The sequence below is a fragment of the Halomonas aquatica genome (assembly GCF_040196335.1).
GTDB classification, from domain to species: Bacteria; Pseudomonadota; Gammaproteobacteria; order Pseudomonadales; family Halomonadaceae; genus Halomonas; species Halomonas aquatica.
Genome location: NZ_JBEGCJ010000001.1, coordinates 600,222 through 616,871, shown reverse-complemented (window position 1 = coordinate 616,871; position 16,650 = coordinate 600,222). Strand labels below are relative to the sequence as shown.

16 protein-coding genes are annotated in these 16,650 nt (G+C 64.8%); 10 read left to right on the top strand and 6 right to left on the bottom strand.

What is annotated here, in order from left to right:
- Nucleotides 1-15 precede the first annotated feature (15 nt).
- The 3 genes from ABE960_RS02840 to ABE960_RS02830 all read left to right on the top strand — a co-directional run bounded on the left by ABE960_RS02840 (nucleotide 16) and on the right by ABE960_RS02830 (nucleotide 3,311).
- Nucleotides 16-606 carry a malonic semialdehyde reductase gene (locus ABE960_RS02840; protein ID WP_349760713.1) on the top strand — a complete coding sequence of 197 codons (591 nt, stop codon included), beginning with the start codon at nucleotides 16-18 and terminating at the stop codon, nucleotides 604-606.
- A 124-nt stretch (nucleotides 607-730) separates the two neighbouring features.
- Nucleotides 731-1,468, top strand: coding sequence for a sulfite exporter TauE/SafE family protein (locus tag ABE960_RS02835; RefSeq protein WP_349760712.1), 738 nt, complete (start codon nucleotides 731-733; stop codon nucleotides 1,466-1,468).
- 67 nt (nucleotides 1,469-1,535) lie between these two features.
- Nucleotides 1,536-3,311, top strand: coding sequence for an ABC transporter substrate-binding protein (locus tag ABE960_RS02830; RefSeq protein ID WP_349760711.1), 1,776 nt, complete (start codon nucleotides 1,536-1,538; stop codon nucleotides 3,309-3,311).
- 25 nt (nucleotides 3,312-3,336) lie between these two features.
- Here ABE960_RS02830 and ABE960_RS02825 read toward each other — a convergent pair whose 3' ends face one another.
- Nucleotides 3,337-4,140 (bottom strand): SDR family NAD(P)-dependent oxidoreductase, encoded by an 804-nt coding sequence (locus tag ABE960_RS02825; protein WP_349760710.1) that lies wholly within the window; start codon nucleotides 4,138-4,140, stop codon nucleotides 3,337-3,339.
- A gap of 257 nt (nucleotides 4,141-4,397) precedes the next feature.
- Nucleotides 4,398-5,177: an IclR family transcriptional regulator domain-containing protein gene (locus ABE960_RS02820; protein WP_349760709.1), complete on the bottom strand. Its 780-nt coding sequence runs from the start codon at nucleotides 5,175-5,177 to the stop codon at nucleotides 4,398-4,400.
- 458 nt (nucleotides 5,178-5,635) lie between these two features.
- Here ABE960_RS02820 and ABE960_RS02815 point away from each other — a divergent pair, with 458 nt between their 5' ends.
- Nucleotides 5,636-6,466: a 3-oxoadipate:acetyl-CoA acetyltransferase gene (locus ABE960_RS02815; RefSeq protein WP_349760708.1), complete on the top strand. Its 831-nt coding sequence runs from the start codon at nucleotides 5,636-5,638 to the stop codon at nucleotides 6,464-6,466.
- 119 nt (nucleotides 6,467-6,585) lie between these two features.
- On the opposite strand, the gene ABE960_RS02810 is transcribed toward ABE960_RS02815, so the two are convergent.
- The 4 genes from ABE960_RS02810 to ABE960_RS02795 all read right to left on the bottom strand — a co-directional run bounded on the left by ABE960_RS02810 (nucleotide 6,586) and on the right by ABE960_RS02795 (nucleotide 9,126).
- On the bottom strand, nucleotides 6,586-7,011 hold the full coding sequence (locus ABE960_RS02810; RefSeq protein WP_349760707.1) for a hypothetical protein: 426 nt from the start codon (nucleotides 7,009-7,011) through the stop codon (nucleotides 6,586-6,588).
- A 107-nt stretch (nucleotides 7,012-7,118) separates the two neighbouring features.
- Nucleotides 7,119-7,430, bottom strand: a complete 312-nt coding sequence (locus ABE960_RS02805) for an AzlD family protein (protein WP_349760706.1) — start codon at nucleotides 7,428-7,430, stop codon at nucleotides 7,119-7,121.
- Nucleotides 7,427-8,134 (bottom strand): AzlC family ABC transporter permease, encoded by a 708-nt coding sequence (locus ABE960_RS02800; RefSeq protein ID WP_349760705.1) that lies wholly within the window; start codon nucleotides 8,132-8,134, stop codon nucleotides 7,427-7,429. The genes ABE960_RS02805 and ABE960_RS02800 overlap by 4 nt, the downstream gene beginning before the upstream one ends.
- A complete protein-coding gene (locus ABE960_RS02795) occupies nucleotides 8,131-9,126 on the bottom strand; it encodes an LLM class flavin-dependent oxidoreductase (RefSeq protein ID WP_349760704.1) in 996 nt (331 codons plus the stop codon). Before ABE960_RS02795 ends, ABE960_RS02800 begins: the two co-directional genes overlap by 4 nt.
- A 176-nt stretch (nucleotides 9,127-9,302) precedes the next feature.
- Between ABE960_RS02795 and ABE960_RS02790 the strand changes: the two genes are divergently transcribed.
- The 6 genes from ABE960_RS02790 (at nucleotide 9,303) to ABE960_RS02765 (ending at nucleotide 16,628) form a co-directional block, all read left to right on the top strand.
- Nucleotides 9,303-9,479 carry a hypothetical protein gene (locus ABE960_RS02790; RefSeq protein ID WP_349760703.1) on the top strand — a complete coding sequence of 59 codons (177 nt, stop codon included), beginning with the start codon at nucleotides 9,303-9,305 and terminating at the stop codon, nucleotides 9,477-9,479.
- A 41-nt stretch (nucleotides 9,480-9,520) separates the two neighbouring features.
- Nucleotides 9,521-10,465 carry a cobyrinic acid a,c-diamide synthase gene (locus tag ABE960_RS02785; RefSeq protein ID WP_349760702.1) on the top strand — a complete coding sequence of 315 codons (945 nt, stop codon included), beginning with the start codon at nucleotides 9,521-9,523 and terminating at the stop codon, nucleotides 10,463-10,465.
- 65 nt (nucleotides 10,466-10,530) lie between these two features.
- Nucleotides 10,531-11,724, top strand: a complete 1,194-nt coding sequence (locus tag ABE960_RS02780; protein ID WP_349760701.1) for a toxic anion resistance protein — start codon at nucleotides 10,531-10,533, stop codon at nucleotides 11,722-11,724.
- A gap of 111 nt (nucleotides 11,725-11,835) precedes the next feature.
- Entirely contained in the window at nucleotides 11,836-13,140 is a 1,305-nt protein-coding gene (locus ABE960_RS02775; RefSeq protein WP_349760700.1) for an ATP-grasp domain-containing protein, read from the top strand.
- A gap of 48 nt (nucleotides 13,141-13,188) precedes the next feature.
- The gene (locus tag ABE960_RS02770) at nucleotides 13,189-15,222 is read left to right on the top strand and encodes a CocE/NonD family hydrolase (RefSeq protein WP_349760698.1); all 2,034 of its coding nucleotides are present in this window, start codon (nucleotides 13,189-13,191) and stop codon (nucleotides 15,220-15,222) included.
- A 50-nt stretch (nucleotides 15,223-15,272) separates the two neighbouring features.
- Nucleotides 15,273-16,628, top strand: a complete 1,356-nt coding sequence (locus tag ABE960_RS02765; RefSeq protein ID WP_349760697.1) for an MFS transporter — start codon at nucleotides 15,273-15,275, stop codon at nucleotides 16,626-16,628.
- Nucleotides 16,629-16,650: the final 22 nt, after the last annotated feature.

The following is a 16,650-nucleotide window of genomic DNA, read 5'->3' as shown; positions in this document are numbered from 1 at the left end:
AAAGAGGTATTAAATATGAGCGTGATCGATCAGAACGCTTTAGAGACCCTGTTCACCGGCGCCCGGACGCATAACGTCTGGCTGGACAAGGAAGTGAGCGAAGACAAGATCCACGAGCTCTATCAAGTGATGCACTTTGGCCCGACCTCAATGAACTGCCAGCCGTTGCGCGTGCTGTTCCTGAGGAGTCAGGAGGCCAAGGAGCGTCTCAAGCCGGCACTGCTGCCCGGTAACCAGGAGAAGACCATGAAGGCGCCGGTGGTGGCCGTGCTGGGCTATGACACCGAGTTCTATGAGCACCTGCCGCGGATGTTCTCCCACAACAAGGATGCCAAGTCGCTGTTCGAGGGCAAGACGGATTTCATCAACACCACGGCCTTCCGCAACAGCTCCATCCAGGGTGGCTATTTCATCCTGGCGGCCCGTGCGATCGGTCTCGATGCTGGTCCGATGTCCGGCTTCAACAATGCCGCCGTCGATGAAGAATTCTTCCCCGGCGGTAAGGTGAAGAGCAACTTCCTGTGCAATATCGGCTATGGCGATCATTCGGCATTGTTCCCGCGCCAGGAGCGGTTCGACTTCGATGAGGTCTGCCAGGTCCTCTGACAGGACTGACAGGCGGTCACCTCGGCTAGCCGAGGTGACCGCCGGGGGCACTGCAAGTTGCTCCGATTTGGGCCGTCTCCGCACGGCCCTTTTTTATTCCCTTCCAGAAAGCACGAGGCGTCAAATGGTGTATGACTGGCAATTCATTGTCCTGATGATCGTGGCGGTGCTGATTACCGGTATCTCGAAGTCGGGATTCGCCGGGGGCGTCGGGGTGGTGGCCGTGCCATTGATCTCGCTGAAGGCGAGTCCGACCTTCGCCGTGGCCATCATGCTGCCTCTGTTGATCGTCATGGATGGCTTCAGCCTGAGGGCCTGGTGGCGGCATCGTGTCGGCTCGCTACTGTGGCTGATGTTCCCTCCGGCGGTGCTGGGGGTCGCCATCGGCTATCTGACTTACGGGCTCTTCGATGATGACCTGCTCAAGACGCTGTTGGGCATCTTCTCGATCCTGTTCGGCCTGTGGGGGCTGCTCAAGCCGTTGCGTGGTCGCGTGATGCCTGCCTGGGTAGGCGGACTCTGTGGGGGGATTGCCGGTTTCACCAGCTTCATCGCCCATGCCGGTGGTCCGCCTCTGAACTTCTACCTGCTGCAGTGCCGGCTCACCAAGGAACAGTTCCTGGGAACCGCCGTGGTCTTCCTGGCCGCTGCCAACCTCGTCAAGCTGGTGCCCTACGGGCTGCTCGGCCTGCTTAGCGTCGAGAATCTGACGGTGGCCCTGCTGATGATTCCCGTCGCCTGGCTCGGGGTAAAGCTGGGGCTCGTCATTCAGAAACGTCTGAGTGGGGAGCTTTTCTTCCGGATCATTCTCACGCTGCTGATCCTGCTGGGCATTCGGCTGATCATCGATGGTGCCGGTTAAAGGTTGCCTGGCAGGGGAGTCGAGAGGTACTTTCGAGTCTCATCCCATGGTGATCTTCGAGGCGAGAATGTTTGACGATCCGGTCGCACAGCATCATGAGGGGCCTTACGATACGCTGCCACAGACACCCATGCCCAAGCTCTCCAGCTCGGATCTTGCACGTTTCATCGACTTCATCGAGCAGCTCGAGGATGAGACAGAGCAGGCACTCTCCATGTCCCTTGGGTATCGGGAGATGCGCATGATGATCCATATCATGCGCAACCATCTCGCGGGAAGACTCACGACGCCTACCTCGCTGGCCGATGCCTCCGGCCTGTCATACGGCACGGCCAAGCGGGGCATCGAGAGCATGCTCAAACGGGGGTTGGTCCTGTCACGTCCCCGTACGAAGTCGGGAAAGACGGTCTCCCTCCACCCGTCTGCGTCGCTGATCGACGAGTGGGAAGCCTATGCCATCCGGATCAAGTCATTGCTGGGTGGAACCTTCGGTGTGGGTGCCCGCTCTGGTCTGGACAGCCGGATCTGCCTGGGAAAGGTCGACGAGACCTCCGCCGTCATACCGCCGCCCGCCGTATTCTCGCAGCGCCTCGAGCTGAAAGGGGGGCTGCGGGTCCTGGTCCATTCCGACCCGACCTTCATGGCGATGCACAACCTGAAGCGGCAACTGGAGTCGGTCTTCGGGGTGGACATCAAGAACAAGGCGAAGTCGATCGATGGGCTGCGGGGGGAGATCGTCTCCAACGCGCGACTGGCGAAGTCCCGCTACGATATCATCGCCTGTGACCTTCCCTGGTTCGGGGAACTGGCGTCCCAGGATATGCTGCTGCCGCTGGACCGTCTGCTGGCGCGAGATGGCCATGACCTGTCCGACTTCCACCCCATGGCCACCCAGTGCTCGCAGTATGCCGGCAAGCAGTACGGTATCCCGGTCCAGACGACGCCAGAGCTTCTCTGTTATCGAAAGGATATCTTCGAGCGAGCGCAGTTGGAGCCCCCGACGACCGCTGAGGAGTTGATCAAGATCGCCAGGCGATTGCACGATCCCGGCAATGGGCGCTACGGCATTGCCTGGAACGCCGCCAGGGGTACGCCGCTGGGCCATACGTTCACCTTCCTGATGGCGAAGTTCGGCCAGCCGATCATGAACCTTCGACGTACCAGAGACGGTTATGACTTCCAGCATGTGGCAGGAGAACAATATCGGCCGATGTTCCAGTCGGATGCGGCCTTTCGCGCCTGTGAATACATGCTGGATATCCTGAAATATTCTCCACCGAACATCCTCAACATGGCCTGGTATGAGCGTGCCAAGTCCTACGCGTCGGGCGAGTCCTGCATGGCCTACAGTTACACGCTGCTTGCCCCCCTGTTCGAGCTCAACCATAAGTCGCCCGCCTGGGGGAATACCGGCTACCTTCCCCATCCGGTCGGCAACCATGGCGCTGCTATCACCCCGATCGGCGGCTATGCACTGGCCATTCCCGCCAATCTTTCCGAGGAACGCGTGGAAGCCGCCTGGAGCGCCCTGAAAACGCTGACGTCTGCCAGCCTGTCGAAGCTCTATGTCATGAACGGCAGCCTGGTCACACCGCGCTTCAGTGTCAGTCGCGATCCGGAGGTCTCGTCGTTGTCACCGCTCCTCGGTCAGGTGGACGAGATGGCACGCAAGGACATCCTCCAGGCCTGGCCACGCCCTCCCGTGCCAGGGATCACCGACCTGATCGGCATTGCCGGGCAAGAGATATTCGAGGTGCTCGACGGGCGACGCTCCATCAAGAAGGCCCTGTCCATGGCGCAGGACAGGGCCGATCGAGTGATGAGAGACAGGGGATTTTACTGAGCCACCGGCCGGGTCGCCGATGGCATCACTGCATGATCATGCCGCCGTCGATCATCAGCAGCTGGCCGGTCATGTAGTCTGACTCCTGGCTGGCCAGGAAGGAGGCAGTGCCGACCACGTCCTCCGGGTAGGAATAGCGCTTCATCAGGATCATCTTCTCGGCGAGCTCGTCCATGGACTGGCCCTGCTTGTCGAACTTGCCGATCTTGACGAGGTCCTTGTCCAGCTGCTCCCACAGCTCGGTGCGAACGACGCCCGGGCCATAGCCGTTGACGGTGATGTTGTGATCCACCAGCGCCTTGGCACCGCCGTTGATCATCGCCAGCACGGCATGCTTGCTGCAGGAGTAGGGCACCACATCATCGAAGGCCTGGCGCGAGAGAATGGAGCCGACATTGATGATCTTGTAGGGACCGTTCTCCTTGCCTTGGTCAATCATCTGCCGGGCGGCTTCCTGCATCCCGATCAGGCAACCCAAGGCATTGACGTCCATGATCTGGTGCCAGTTTTCTTCCGTGATGTCCATGAACATCAGTGGCTTGTTGATGCCGGCGTTGTTGACCATGACGTTGATGCTGCCGAAGGCATCGACGGTGGCCTTGACGGCCGCCTTCATCTGGTCACGCTCGGTCACGTTGAGCTTCACGGCGATGGCATTGCCACCCTTCTCCTTGATGCGTGCCACGACCTCATTGCACCCGTCGGTGTTGAGATCGGCCACGCACACATTGGCGCCCTGTGCCGCATAGTGTTCGGCAACGGCGGCGCCCATACCACGCGCGGCACCTGTGATCAGGCAGTTCTTTCCTTCAAGTCGAGTCTTGTCCATGGTGTCACCTCTGAAGTCTTGTTGTGGGTCTCTCCATACCACCGATGATCGGGTGGTGCTCGTCTCTTGGCGCATGGAGCCTGTGTCTACAAGGAGTCCTCTAACGCGATCTTTCGCGTGAGGGATGGGTTGCGTTTCCTTGCTGCCCCATATTGTCCGCAGGCCAGTCCGGCAATGACAGTTGCCCCCACGGCCAATCTGACCAGATTGGATTTTTCTGAAGTCGCTGCGTGCCGCTCTGCCTTGGTCATTGCCGGCTAGCGGACCTGCTCGTGTATCTGGCGCGCCTTGTCCTGGAGCAGCGGAAGATAGACGTCGTGAAGGGTCGCCATGTCGACCCGGGCTGCGTTGGTACTGATGTTGATGGCGCCGATCAGCCGCCCCGCGGCATCGAAGGCCGGCACCGCCAGGGAGCGAAGACCAGAGTCCAGCTCCTGGTCGGCGATGGCGTAGCCCTGGAGGCGAACCGCCAGGATGCGCTCTCGCAGCACCGCCCTGTCGGTGATGGTCTTGTCGGTGTGGCCACTGAGCTCCACGCGGCCCAGGAAGGCCCCCAACTCGTCGTCGGGCAGCTGGGCGAGCAAGACCCGGCCCATGGAGGTATGAGCGGCGGGTAGTCGGGTTCCCACCGAAAGGCTGATGGCCATCAGCCGGTGCTTGGCCGCCGAGCGCGCCACATAGGTCACCTCGTCGCCGTCCAGCACCCCCAGCGATGACGATTCTCCGCACTCGGCGGTGATGTCCTCAAGCACCTGCTGGATGACGCTCAGGTAACCGTTGGCCGACAGGAAGGCGTAGCCGAGCTGCAGGACCCTGGGTGCCAGCTCGAAGTGGCGCTGGGTCTTGCGCACATAGCCTAGCGAATGCAGCGTCAGCAGGAAGCGCCGAGCTCGGGCCCTGTTCATGCCGGTGCGCGCCGCCACCTCGCTGAGCGTCATCTTCCGGTGATCCTCGTCGAAAGCGAGGATCACCTCCAGCCCGCTGGCCAGTGCCGTGACGAAGTCGCGGTCGTCCGGGCTCAGTACATTTTCCTGCATCCTGGTTTCCCCTGCCTGATGGTGGTGTCTGCTGGCGCTGGGCGTAGCCTGAATCTAGCACACTTGTTCGCTTGCCGAACAAGCTGCGGGACTGCATTTCCCGGGCCGGTCTTCTACTCGGCCTTATACCTTGGTCGCATGTCGCCAGGCATGTCCAGGGTGAAAAATGCTTTGCTGGAAAGGAGTTATCAGGCGCACTCTCCCCACATGGCCTCTCATGGGAATGCGCAATGTCCCGGAGGGTTTGACGGCCGCGGGAATTGGCGCTAACTTTGTTCGAATAGCAAATCATTGTCCGATATGCGAACAAATGGCGATGCCTCTCTGGGTGCGGTCCTCGCGTCCACCGGCCGGGATGCCCTCTGCCGACGCTGGCATCGGCATATTGACTATAGTTGTCTAACCCACCACATCATCACCCCGTATCCGTAAGGCGCCGTGGGGTGAAGCGAGGCTACATGTCCAATCCCTGCATTATCTGCGTTGCCATCACCGGCAGCCTGCCGCGAAAGGAAAACAACCCCGCCGTTCCCGTCACCATCCAGGAGCAGATCGAGAGCACCCAGGCGGCCTTCGAGGCCGGGGCGACCATTGCCCACTGCCATGTGCGCAACGACGACCAGACTCCGACGTCGGACCCCGAGAAGTTCGCCCGCCTGTTGGAAGGGCTGCGCGAGCACTGCCCTGGGATGATCATCCAGCTCTCCACCGGCGGGCGCTCCGGAGCGGGAGAGGAGCGTGGTGCCATGCTGCCGCTGAAGCCCGACATGGCGAGCCTCTCGGTGGGTTCCAACAACTTTCCCAATCGGGTCTACGAGAACTCGCCGCAGCTGGTCGAGTGGCTCGCCGAGGAGATGCTGAAGTACGACATCAAGCCCGAGATCGAGGCATTCGACCTGTCGCATATCCACCAGGCGGTGAGCCTCTCCAAGCAGGGCAAGATCAAGGCCCCGCTCTATGTCCAGTTCGTGATGGGGGTCAAGAACGCCATGCCGGTGGACAAGCCGACCTTCGATTTCTATATCGAGACGTTGAACCGGCTCGCTCCGGACGCTCAGTGGTGTGGTGCCGGCATCGGTCCCAACCAGATTCTGCTCAACGAGTGGTCCATTGCCGCAGGCGGCAATACCCGTACGGGCCTCGAGGACAACATGCGCCTCGACCGTGACAGACTGGCCCCCTCCAATGCGGCCCTGGTCGAGCGAGCCGCGGCGCTGTGCGAGAAGTATGAGCGCCCGGTGGCGACCTGGCAGCAGGCCCGAGAAATTCTCGGCCTCAAATCGGCCTGAATCTGGGTGTCGAAGTGAAGTTGGTTGACATGACGCGCGTGGCCGACCCCTGCTGAGGTCATGCGGTCAGGATTCCTGCGATGGGATAGATGACCCGCCTCTACGGCGGGTCTTTTCTTTCATGGCTGGTCGGTGTCCTTGCGGTCCCCATCTCTGACTTCATAGTCGCCCTCGAGCACCTGATGCTCGCGGGAGTGCCCACCGGCGTCTCGACCCTCCCGGTAGCGAGTCTCACGGTAGCGGGTCTCTCGATAGTGGACGCTGCCGCCCACGTCCTCGGCCTGGTCGGCGCGCATCGTCTCCATCCGCTTCTTCATGCGGTGTCGCAGGAAGGGCATCATGGCCCAGCCGACGAGCAGGAAGAACAGCCCCAGCACCATGGCCACGACCATCATGGCGCCGAACAGCAGCCAGGTGAACAACAGCTTCAGGCCGCCGAGGGGACCATCCGGGCGGGTCTGGCGGGCGCGCGCCTGCCACTGCTGGGCGGCTCGCCAGGCGGCATTCTGGTGTGAATCGCGGCTAGGGTCATTGGGATCGGGCATTCAGGGCTCCGCAATCTCTGGGGCATGTCGGCGGCTCCGGCACACCGTGAATGGCTGCCCATTGGAGGCCGGGACGCGACAATCGTTCCAGCAGCGTTACGCCGGGACTAGACCAGCAGGCGCCAGAGCGCGGCCGTCAGGATCCCCGCCGTGATGGCGGCCAGGGGCCGGCGGAGGAGGACCATCACGACGAGTGTCGCCAGCAGGGCGAGGCGGGCGCCCCCGTCGCCGTTCACCGCCATGGGGGTGATCACCGCCACCAGCACCGAGCCGGCCATGGCATTGATGAAGCGCTCGACCCGCGGGCCGATGGGCACACGGGACATCACGAAGACCCCCCCGGCGCGCGTCATGTAGGTGACCAGCGCCATGCCCATGATAGCCAGCAGAACTCCGCCCGTCGTGGCATCCAGCGTCATGCGCCCTCCTGCCGTTGTGGCAGCAGCAGCCCCACCACGCCGCCCGCCACGGCACCCGCGAGTACGTGGGTGTGGGGGGGCAGCCAGGCCATCGCCGCCAGGGCCGCCAGAGCGGCGGCGCCCCAGGGCAGCAGCACGCTCGGGTCGTGCTTGTCGCCCACCAGCATGGCCAGCAGGAAGCAGCCCATGATGGCGTCCAGCCCGAAACGTTCGGGCTCGCTGATGCCGCTGCCGAAGACCACGCCAAGCCCGGTGCCGATCATCCAGGTGCTCCACAGGGCCAGGCCCCCGCCCACCAGGATGCCCAGGCGGGCGGCCGACGAGCCGCCGGTCATGGCCATGGCCCAGTTGGCATCGCTGAGCAGGACCAGGCTGGCATAGCGTCGCCCGGTGGGCAGGTGGCGCAGGTGAGGATAGAAGGCGGCGCCCATCAGCAGGTGGCGGGCATTGATGGCCAGGGTGATGGCCAGCAGCGGCAGCAGGGGGATCGTGTCGCCCCACAATTCCAGGGTCGCGAACTGGGCGGCCCCTGCGAACACCAGGCCGCTCATCAACAGGGTCTCGGCCGCGGAGAGCCCCTGCTGCAGGGCCGCCACCCCGAAGGCCAGCCCGAAGACGATGACGAACAGCGACAGCGGCGCCATGCGGCGAAAGCCGCCGACGAGGTGGCGCAGTGTCGGCCGCGAGTCCTGGCCGTCGGTCATGAGTGCCACATTTCGGCGACGATCTCGTAGCTTCTCAGCCGGTCCTCGGCGGCGTAGACATCGGTATTGAGCATCAGCTCGTCGGCGCCGGTCAGTTCCAGGAAGCGCTCCAGGCCCTCGTGGACTGTCTCGGGTCCGCCGATCACGGCGGCCCCCAGGAACTGCTCCACCTGTGCCTGCTCCATGGGGGACCAATCCAGCGTTTCCACCGGTGGGAGGGCGCGGGTGCGCCGGCCGCGGATCATCCCCAGGAACTTGCGGCGGGCCGTGGAGGCGAGGTACTCGGCCTGGAGGTCGCTGTCGGCGGCGATCACCGGCAGGCCGACCATGGCGTGGGGCCGTTCCAGCACCGCCGAGGGCCGGAAGTTGTCGCGGTATAGCCTGAGCGCCTCGAACAGCTGGGCCGGCGCGAACTGGGCGGCGAAGGCGAAGGGCAGTCCCTCGCGGGCCGCCAGGCGGGCGCTGAAGTCGCTCGATCCGAGCAGCCAGATCGGCACCCGGGTGCCCTGGCCGGGGACGGCGCGCACTCGCTGGCCCGGCTGCTCGTCGTCGAGGTAGCCCTGCAGCTCGGCCAGTCGTCGGGGGAAATCGTCGACCCCGGCATGGGGATCGCGGCGCATGGCGGCCATGGTGGGGCCGTCGGAGCCCGGCGCGCGGCCCAGCCCCAGGTCGATGCGCCCGGGGTAGAGGATCTCCAGGGTACCGAACTGCTCGGCCACCACCAGTGGTGGGTGGTTGGGCAGCATGATGCCGCCACTTCCCACGCGGATGCGCTCGGTCGCGCCGGCGATATGGCCGATCAGCACCGCGGTGGCGGCACTCGCGATGCCCTCGATGCCGTGGTGTTCGGCCAGCCAGTAGCGGGTGAAGCTGAGCCGTTCGACGCACCGGGCCAGGTCCACGCTCTCGCGGAAGGTGTCGGCGATGGCACTGCCCTCGCGAATAGGGGCCAGGTCGAGCACGGAAAGCGGCGTGTCGGCGAGTCGAGACATGATGGGGGAGTGCTCCGGAAACAATTAGCCTGCTGAGTTTCTTCCAGCATCGGGGCGACCGCGACGGAATGCAATGCCCGGCCCGGCAGGATCATGGGCCATCGGCACGATCGCGGTGGCCAGCCGCCCCGACAGGCCGTAAGCTCTGGGAACAATGGTGAAATCGGACTTCGGCCATGTCACTCATCCCCACGCGCCGCGATGCCTCATGCCGCGGTGCCACCCGTCGACGCCATCGGCGCCGGCTCGACTGGGCCGGCTTCGATCGTTGGCTCGACCGGGTGGTGGTCGTGGTGGTGAGCGTTGCCCTGCTGATGGGCGTCTTGGCCCTGGTCCTCAGCCTGCTGATCTAGTTGCCTGTTTTCTCTCCGACGGATGAAGGATAGTCAGCCTCATGCTGGGATTCCTGCAGGGATTTTCCTATGGTCTGTTCCTGACCTGCCTGCCCTGGCTGCTGGCGGGCCTTGTCAATCCGCGTCTGGCCGTGCCGGTCGAGCCTCCGAGCCGCCTGCGGGTCATCCTGCGTTACTGCCTGGTGGTGCCTTCCATCAGTATGGTGATGTGGCTGACTTCGCTGTGGGGGGGCTTCGGGCCGACGCTGAGCGGTTGGCTGGCGGGGCTGGTGGCGATCCCCCTGCTACTGCCGCTGGAGCGTCGCCTGCGCGGTTGGCTGGGCCGGCGGCGGGATCGACGACACCGGCAGAGCCTGTCCGCGGAGGCCGCCCGCCGTCGCGCCCGTCAGGAGCGTGATGCCCATGAGGCCGACCTGACGGTGCTCGACCCCGCTAGGCCACCCGAGGAGGCCGACGAACTGGTGCTGGCGCTGTGTCGGTCCAAGCAGGCGCTGCTCGACGTGAATCGCCCCGACCTGGCGGTCCAGGCCGACCGCGTCTACAGCCGCTATCGCCATGTGCTGGCGGTACTGGAGGGACGCTTTCACAGTGGTGAACTGGCCTTCGTGCGCGCCCGGGAACTGGTGGTCCAGGTCTGTCTCGGGGCGGTGGATACCCTCAACTCCATGGCCTCCCAGGCCAGTGGAGTGGTGAACGTGGATGGCGACTTCGTGCGGCGTCGCCTGAGTCGCGAAGATCGTCGACTGGGCACGGAGGAACGCACCGCCTTGATGCGGCGTCTGGAACTGCTCGAGGAGACCGAACGTCGGTTGCGCGAGCTGGCCGCGCGCAACGAGTCGGCGTTGACCGTGCTCGACGATACCGCCGTTTCCATGGCGCGCATCGAGACCGGTCGACCCCAGGCCTCGGTGACTGCCGAGCGGGCGCTGGAGGAGCTGAGTCGCTTCGTGTCACGTGCCGACCGCTACGGGCGTGGCGGTTCCTGACGGCGAGCCTTTCCCCGCCCCTATCCCTACCCTAGATCGCTATCCGATCATTTCGAGAGGTGCCCATGACCCAGCAACCCGAACACGGCCCCCGCCTGTCGCTGCCGCCGGTGGAGGATATCGCTCGCGAGATGGGCGGAACGGCCGACGGCGGGCCATCCGCTGACGGCGTCGAGGACCCGACGCTATCGGCCCAGGCCGATGCCTTCGTCGACGAGGTGGTCGCCGGCGGCGATGCAGAGGCCCTGGCGCGCCAACGCCGCGCCGTCGACGAGTTGGGCCTCGAGCTGCAGCAGCAGGCTGCCCATCAGAGTGCCATGCTGCAGACTCCGCTGCGTCAACTGGCCCACCACGGCGATGAGGGCGGCCCCGTGGCCAGGGCCCTTGCCGACCTGCGCGGCCGGATGCAGGCGCTGGATCCCTCCCGGCATGATCTGTCGAAGGGCCCGCTGGATCGTGTGCTGGCGCTGATTCCGGGCGGCGGTAGCCGCCTGCAGCGCTATTTCCGCAAGTTCGAGACGGCGCAGCAGGCACTGGATGCGATCATCGCCGACCTGGAAGGGGGGCGCGACATGCTGCGTCGCGACAACCTGACCCTGGATGATGACCAGCAGGCCCTGCGCGAGAGCCTCGTGCGGCTGGAGCATCAGGTCTCCCTGGGCCGGCTGATCGACGAACGCCTGCAGGTCGCCATCGACCGCCGCGACGAGGAGGACCCGCAGCGGCGCTTCCTCGAGGAGGAGCTGCTCTTCCCGCTGCGCCAGCGCATCGTCGACCTGCAGCAGCAGCTGGCGGTCAGCCAGCAGGGCGTGCTGGCCCTGGAGGTGATCATCCGCAACAACCGCGAGCTGATGCGGGGTGTCGACCGCGCCCTCAACGTCACGGTCTCGGCACTGACGGTAGCGGTGACCGTGGCCCTGGCCATTGCCAACCAGCGCCTGGTGCTCGATCGCGTCGAGGAGCTCAATGCCACCACCTCGGAGATGATCGGCGGCACTGCCCGAGCGCTGCGCCAACAGGGTGTGGACATCCAGAAGCGGGCCTCATCGGCGATGCTCGACATGCAGGCCCTGGAGCAGGCCTTCGGCGAGGTGATGGGGGCCATCGACGACCTGTCACGCTATCGCCGGGAGGCCCTGCCTCGGCTGGATGATCAGATCGATCGGCTGGCGACCCTGTCCGGTCGCGGCGGCGAGGCCATCGAGCGCCTGCAGCGCGGTCGCGACGAGGATGACGCCGAGACGTCCCGGCACGCCTGATTCCTGCATTCTGCTCTGCATTCAACCCTGCATCGCCCCCGCACTGGACCAAGCACTGGACTATGCTGCTCGAAGAAGCATGACCGGGTGCAAAGCGAACAGGAGCAGGGAATGTCAGGCGACAGGAATATCTTCGTGGTGGGGCTCAACGACTTCAATCGCCAGCGGCTGGAGAGGCTGCGAGGCGCCGAGCACTGGCGCTTCCATGGGGTGATCCCCCCCGAGGCGGTCTACGACACCGAGGAGTTCGACATCGCCGCGATGCTGGCGGAGGCCACGGCCCAGCTCGAGGCCTTTGACGGGCCCATCGATGCCATCGTCGGCTACATGGACTTCCCCGTTTCGACGATGCTGCCGGTCCTCTGCGAGCGCTTCGGCACCTCTACCACGTCGCTCTCGAGCCTGCTCAAGTGTGAGCACAAGTACTGGAGCCGGCGCGTGCAGCGGGAGGTGATTCCCGACTTCATCCCCAACTTCACGGCCTTCGACCCCTTCGACGACGAGGCCCTGACCCGTATCGGTGAGGCAGGGCTCTTCTTCCCCTTCTTCATCAAGCCGATCAAGTCGTCGGGCTCACGGCTGGGCTTTCGTATCGATACTCCCGAGGATTTCTATCAGGCCATCGATCAGCTACGAGACTCCATCGGAACCATCGCCGACCCCTTCAATACGGTGCTGGAGTATGCCCACCTGCCCCCGGAGATCGCCGCCGTGGATGGGCATTTCTGCATGGCCGAGGGGATCATTGGCGGTTGGCAGTGCACGGTCGAGGGGTACGTCTTCGATGGTGAGGTGGTCAGCTACGGGATCTTTGATTCACTGCGCTATCCCCAGGTACTGAGTTTCTTCCACTATCGCTACCCCTCGGGGCTGCCCGATGCCATCCAGGCGAAGATGCGCGAGCTGACCGATACGATGATGACCCATATCGGTTACGACAATGCCGCCTTCAATGTCGAGTACTTCTGGGACGAGGTGCAGGACCGCATCTGGCTACTGGAGATCAATACGCGTATCTCTCAGTCGCATTGCGATCTCTTCGAGAAGGTCGATGGCGTCAGCAACCAGCAGGTCGCCATCGACCTGGGGCTGGGGCAGCGACCGGACATGCCGCACCGTGAGGGTAAATTTGCCATGGCGGCCAAATTCTTCCATCGGGTGTTCTTCACCGACGCCCTGGTGACCCGGGTGCCCACGCCGGAGGAGGTCGCCTCGCTGGAGGCCGATTTCCCGGGCACCATGGTCGAGATCCAGGTGGCGGAAGGGCAGTGGCTTTCCTCGCTGGCCGAGCAGGACAGCTACAGCTACGCCCTGGCGCATGTCTGGATGGGGGCGGCAACGGCCGAGCAGTTGCTCGCTGACTTCGAACAGTTGGTGGCACGCATGGTCTTCGAGTTCGACCAGATCCAGGGCTGATCACATCCGGGCCCGTAACAGCCCTCAAGGGACAAGGAGAGCAGTACCATGCGTATCATCAACGATTTTCCGCGACGGGTCATGGAGGAGGAGACCTGGATACCGCTGCCCGATGGCAGCCGCCTGGCGGCAAGGATCTGGCGGCCGGTGGATGCCGATATTCATCCGGTGCCGGCGATCCTCGAGTATCTTCCATACCGCAAGCGTGACCTCACCGCCGAACGCGACCAACAGAGCCACCCTTACTGGGCGGGTCACGGCTATGCCGGGGTTCGGGTCGATATCCGCGGCAGCGGCGAGTCCGACGGTGTGCTCACCGACGAGTACCTGCCCAGCGAGCTGGATGATGGCCTGGCGATCCTCGAATGGCTGGAGGCCCAGCCCTGGTGCACCGGCGACGTCGGCATGATCGGCATCTCCTGGGGCGGCTTCAACGGCCTGCAGATCGCCGCCCTGCGCCCGCCCCAGCTCAAGGCGGTGATCACGCTCAGCTTCACACATGACCGCTACGCCGACGACATCCACCACATGGGTGGCTGCTTGCTGGGCGACAACCTCTCCTGGGCCTCGACCATGTTCGACGGCAACGCCTGCCCACCGGACCCGGACCTCGTGGGCGAGCGCTGGCGCGACATGTGGCTCGAGCGCCTGGACGGCAGTGGCCTCTGGCTCGCCACGTGGCTCGAGCACCAGCGGCGCGATGACTACTGGAAGCACGGCTCGGTGTGCGAGGACTATTCGGCGATCCAGTGCCCGGTCTATGCCGTCAGCGGCTGGGCCGACGGTTACTGCAACGCCGTCTTTCGCCTGCTGGAGGGGCTCGACGTGCCGCGCAAGGGGCTGGTCGGCCCCTGGGCCCACAAGTACCCGCATCTCGGCGTGCCGGGACCGGCCATCGGCTTCCTGCAGGAGTCGCTGCGCTGGTGGGACCAGTGGCTCAAGGGCCTGGATACCGGGATCATGGACGAGCCCATGCTGCGCGTGTGGATGCAGGAGTCGATGCCGCCTTCGGCGCGCTATAGTGAGCGTCCCGGACGCTGGGTGGCGGAGCCCGACTGGCCGTCGCCGAACATCGAGCCGGAGGCCTTCCGGCTCACTCAGGGCCACGATCTGCTGCCGGAGGATGAACCGGCAGAGGACTTGCCTGAGGCGACCCTGGACATCCGCTCGCCCCTCTCTGTGGGCCTCTATGCGGGCAAGTGGTGCTCCTACAATGCGCCTCCCGACCTGCCCCATGACCAGCGCGAGGAAGATGGTGGCTGCCTGGTCTTCCAGACGGCACGCCTCGAAAAGGCGTTGGAGATCTGCGGCTCGCCGCTGGTGGAACTCGAGCTCAGCGCCGACCAGCCGGTGGCCATGGTGGCGCTGCGCCTCTCCGATATCGCCGAGGACGACAAGGCCACCCGGGTCTCCTATGGCCTGCTCAACCTCACCCACCGCGACAGCGATGAGCATCCCGAACCGCTGGTGCCGGGCCAGCGCTATCGGGTGCGCATCCCGCTCAAGCACATCGCTCAGCAGTTCCCCGCCGGCCACGCCATTCGCCTGGCCCTCTCTACCAGCTATTGGCCGCTGGCCTGGCCGTCGCCCCAGCCGGTGCGCATCACCGTGTGGCCCGGTGCCAGTCGGCTGGTCTTGCCCCGACGCGAGCCGCGCCCCGCCGAGGAGGAAGCGCTGCCTTCCTTCGGCTCGCCGGAGGGGGCGCCCGCGATGGCGAAGACGCTGCTGCAGCCCAGCCAGGAGACCTGGCGCGTGATCCGTGACCTGGCCGAGGACCGCACCACCCTGGAGGTGGTCCATGACGAGGGGCGCTACCGGATCGACGATATCGACCTTGAGATCGCCGCCCGGGTCACCGAGCGCTACGGTTACGCCTTCGGCAGTTATGACAGCGTCAGCGGCTGGACGGAGTGGCAGCGCAGCTTCCGGCGCGGGGAGTGGGAGGTGCATACCCTGTCCCGCACCCTGCTGACCAGCGACGCCGACAACTTCCGCATCCGCGCCACCCTCGATGCCTGGGAGGGCGAAACCCGCATCTTCGCGAAGACATGGGACGAGACGATCCCCCGTGACCTCGTCTAGGGCGGGGGAGGCTGCTATCGTGACGTCCTGACTCTCACAGGGACGCGCCGATGAGCCTGACCCCCGCTGCCGTGCCGGCGACGCCGCGCGCCTCTCGCAAGGAGATCCTGGGCTGGGCGATGTTCGATTTTGCCGGCCAGGCCTATACCCTGCTGATCATCACCGTGGTGTTCGGGGAGTTCTTCACCACGGTGGTCGTCGGCGACCGGGGTGATGGCTACCGGCTGGCCAACTTCCTGTGGAGCCTGGCGCTGGCGGTGAGCTACCTGCTGGTGGTCCTAACCGGCCCCCTCTGCGGGGCGGTGATGGACTACCAGGCCTCGAAGAAGCGTTTCCTCTTCATCAGCTACCTGGCGACCGTGGTGGCCACCGCCATGCTCTATTTCGTGGCGCCGGGCTTCGTGCTGCTGGGCGTGGTGCTGATCGTGATCGCCAACTACGCCTATTCCATGAGCGAGTCCTTCATCGCGGCCTTCCTGCCCGACCTCGGCCCGCCGGAGGACCTGGGCAAGATCTCCGGCTTCGGCTGGGCGCTGGGCTACGTCGGGGGCCTGTTCGCCGCGGGGTTCTCGCTGGTCATGCTGGGCGAGGCCACGGCCGAGAATTTCTCGCGCATCCGCTGGGTGGGCCCCTTCGCCGCGGGCTTCTTCCTGATCGCCGCCATCCCCACCTTCCTGTGGGTCAAGGAGCGTGGCACCCCCCAGCCGCCGGGCAGGTCCTATCGCGAGATCGCCATAACCCGGGTCTCGACGACGCTGCACGAGCTGCGACGCTTCCGAGACCTGGGCATCTTCCTGGTCTCGCTGCTCTTCTCCATGGCCGGCGTCTACATCGTCATCGCCTTCGCCTTCATCTATGGCGCCCAGGTGATCGGCTGGGACGAGGGGATCCGCAACATCATGTTCATCATCGTGCAGATCACCGCCGCCGTCGGTGCGCTGGGCTTTGGGTTCATCCAGGATCGCATCGGCACCCGGGTCACCTACCTCTTCACCCTGGCGCTCTGGGTAGCGGCTATCCTGGCGATCTGGGCCACCCCGGAGGTCACGGCCTTCCTGAATGTCCGCTTCGGTCTCGACTGGGAGGCGCAGCACCTCTTCCTGGTGGTGGGATGCCTGGCGGGACTCTCCCTGGGTTCCAGTCAGTCCGCCAGTCGTGCCCTGGTGGGACTCTTCTCGCCGCAGCGCAAGGCCGCCGAGTTCTTCGGCTTCTGGGGCCTGGCCAACAAGCTCGCCGGCGTGATCGGCATCATCGGGCTGGGCCTGCTGCAATCGCTGGTGGGGCTGCAGGCATCGATCCTGCTATGCGTGGCGTTGTTCATCATCGCGATCCTGGTTTGCCTCTTCGTCGACCAGTCTCGCGGCCAGCAGGCGGCGCGAGACTGGGAGGCCCGCAACGGCCGCTAGGGCATGAAGCGGCTAACGGGGC

Coding starts and splice junctions, on each gene's coding strand:
- ABE960_RS02840 (WP_349760713.1), top strand. CDS start 16: ATGAGCGTGATCGATCAGAACGCTTTAGAGACCCTGTTCACCGGCGCC.
- ABE960_RS02805 (WP_349760706.1), bottom strand. CDS start 7,430: ATGACGCTGGATGCCACGACGGGCGGAGTTCTGCTGGCTATCATGGGC.
- ABE960_RS02795 (WP_349760704.1), bottom strand. CDS start 9,126: ATGTCTCGACTCGCCGACACGCCGCTTTCCGTGCTCGACCTGGCCCCT.
- ABE960_RS02770 (WP_349760698.1), top strand. CDS start 13,189: ATGCGTATCATCAACGATTTTCCGCGACGGGTCATGGAGGAGGAGACC.
- ABE960_RS02780 (WP_349760701.1), top strand. CDS start 10,531: ATGACCCAGCAACCCGAACACGGCCCCCGCCTGTCGCTGCCGCCGGTG.
- ABE960_RS02800 (WP_349760705.1), bottom strand. CDS start 8,134: ATGACCGACGGCCAGGACTCGCGGCCGACACTGCGCCACCTCGTCGGC.
- ABE960_RS02835 (WP_349760712.1), top strand. CDS start 731: ATGGTGTATGACTGGCAATTCATTGTCCTGATGATCGTGGCGGTGCTG.
- ABE960_RS02820 (WP_349760709.1), bottom strand. CDS start 5,177: ATGCAGGAAAATGTACTGAGCCCGGACGACCGCGACTTCGTCACGGCA.
- ABE960_RS02785 (WP_349760702.1), top strand. CDS start 9,521: ATGCTGGGATTCCTGCAGGGATTTTCCTATGGTCTGTTCCTGACCTGC.
- ABE960_RS02825 (WP_349760710.1), bottom strand. CDS start 4,140: ATGGACAAGACTCGACTTGAAGGAAAGAACTGCCTGATCACAGGTGCC.
- ABE960_RS02830 (WP_349760711.1), top strand. CDS start 1,536: ATGTTTGACGATCCGGTCGCACAGCATCATGAGGGGCCTTACGATACG.
- ABE960_RS02815 (WP_349760708.1), top strand. CDS start 5,636: ATGTCCAATCCCTGCATTATCTGCGTTGCCATCACCGGCAGCCTGCCG.
- ABE960_RS02765 (WP_349760697.1), top strand. CDS start 15,273: ATGAGCCTGACCCCCGCTGCCGTGCCGGCGACGCCGCGCGCCTCTCGC.
- ABE960_RS02790 (WP_349760703.1), top strand. CDS start 9,303: ATGTCACTCATCCCCACGCGCCGCGATGCCTCATGCCGCGGTGCCACC.
- ABE960_RS02775 (WP_349760700.1), top strand. CDS start 11,836: ATGTCAGGCGACAGGAATATCTTCGTGGTGGGGCTCAACGACTTCAAT.
- ABE960_RS02810 (WP_349760707.1), bottom strand. CDS start 7,011: ATGCCCGATCCCAATGACCCTAGCCGCGATTCACACCAGAATGCCGCC.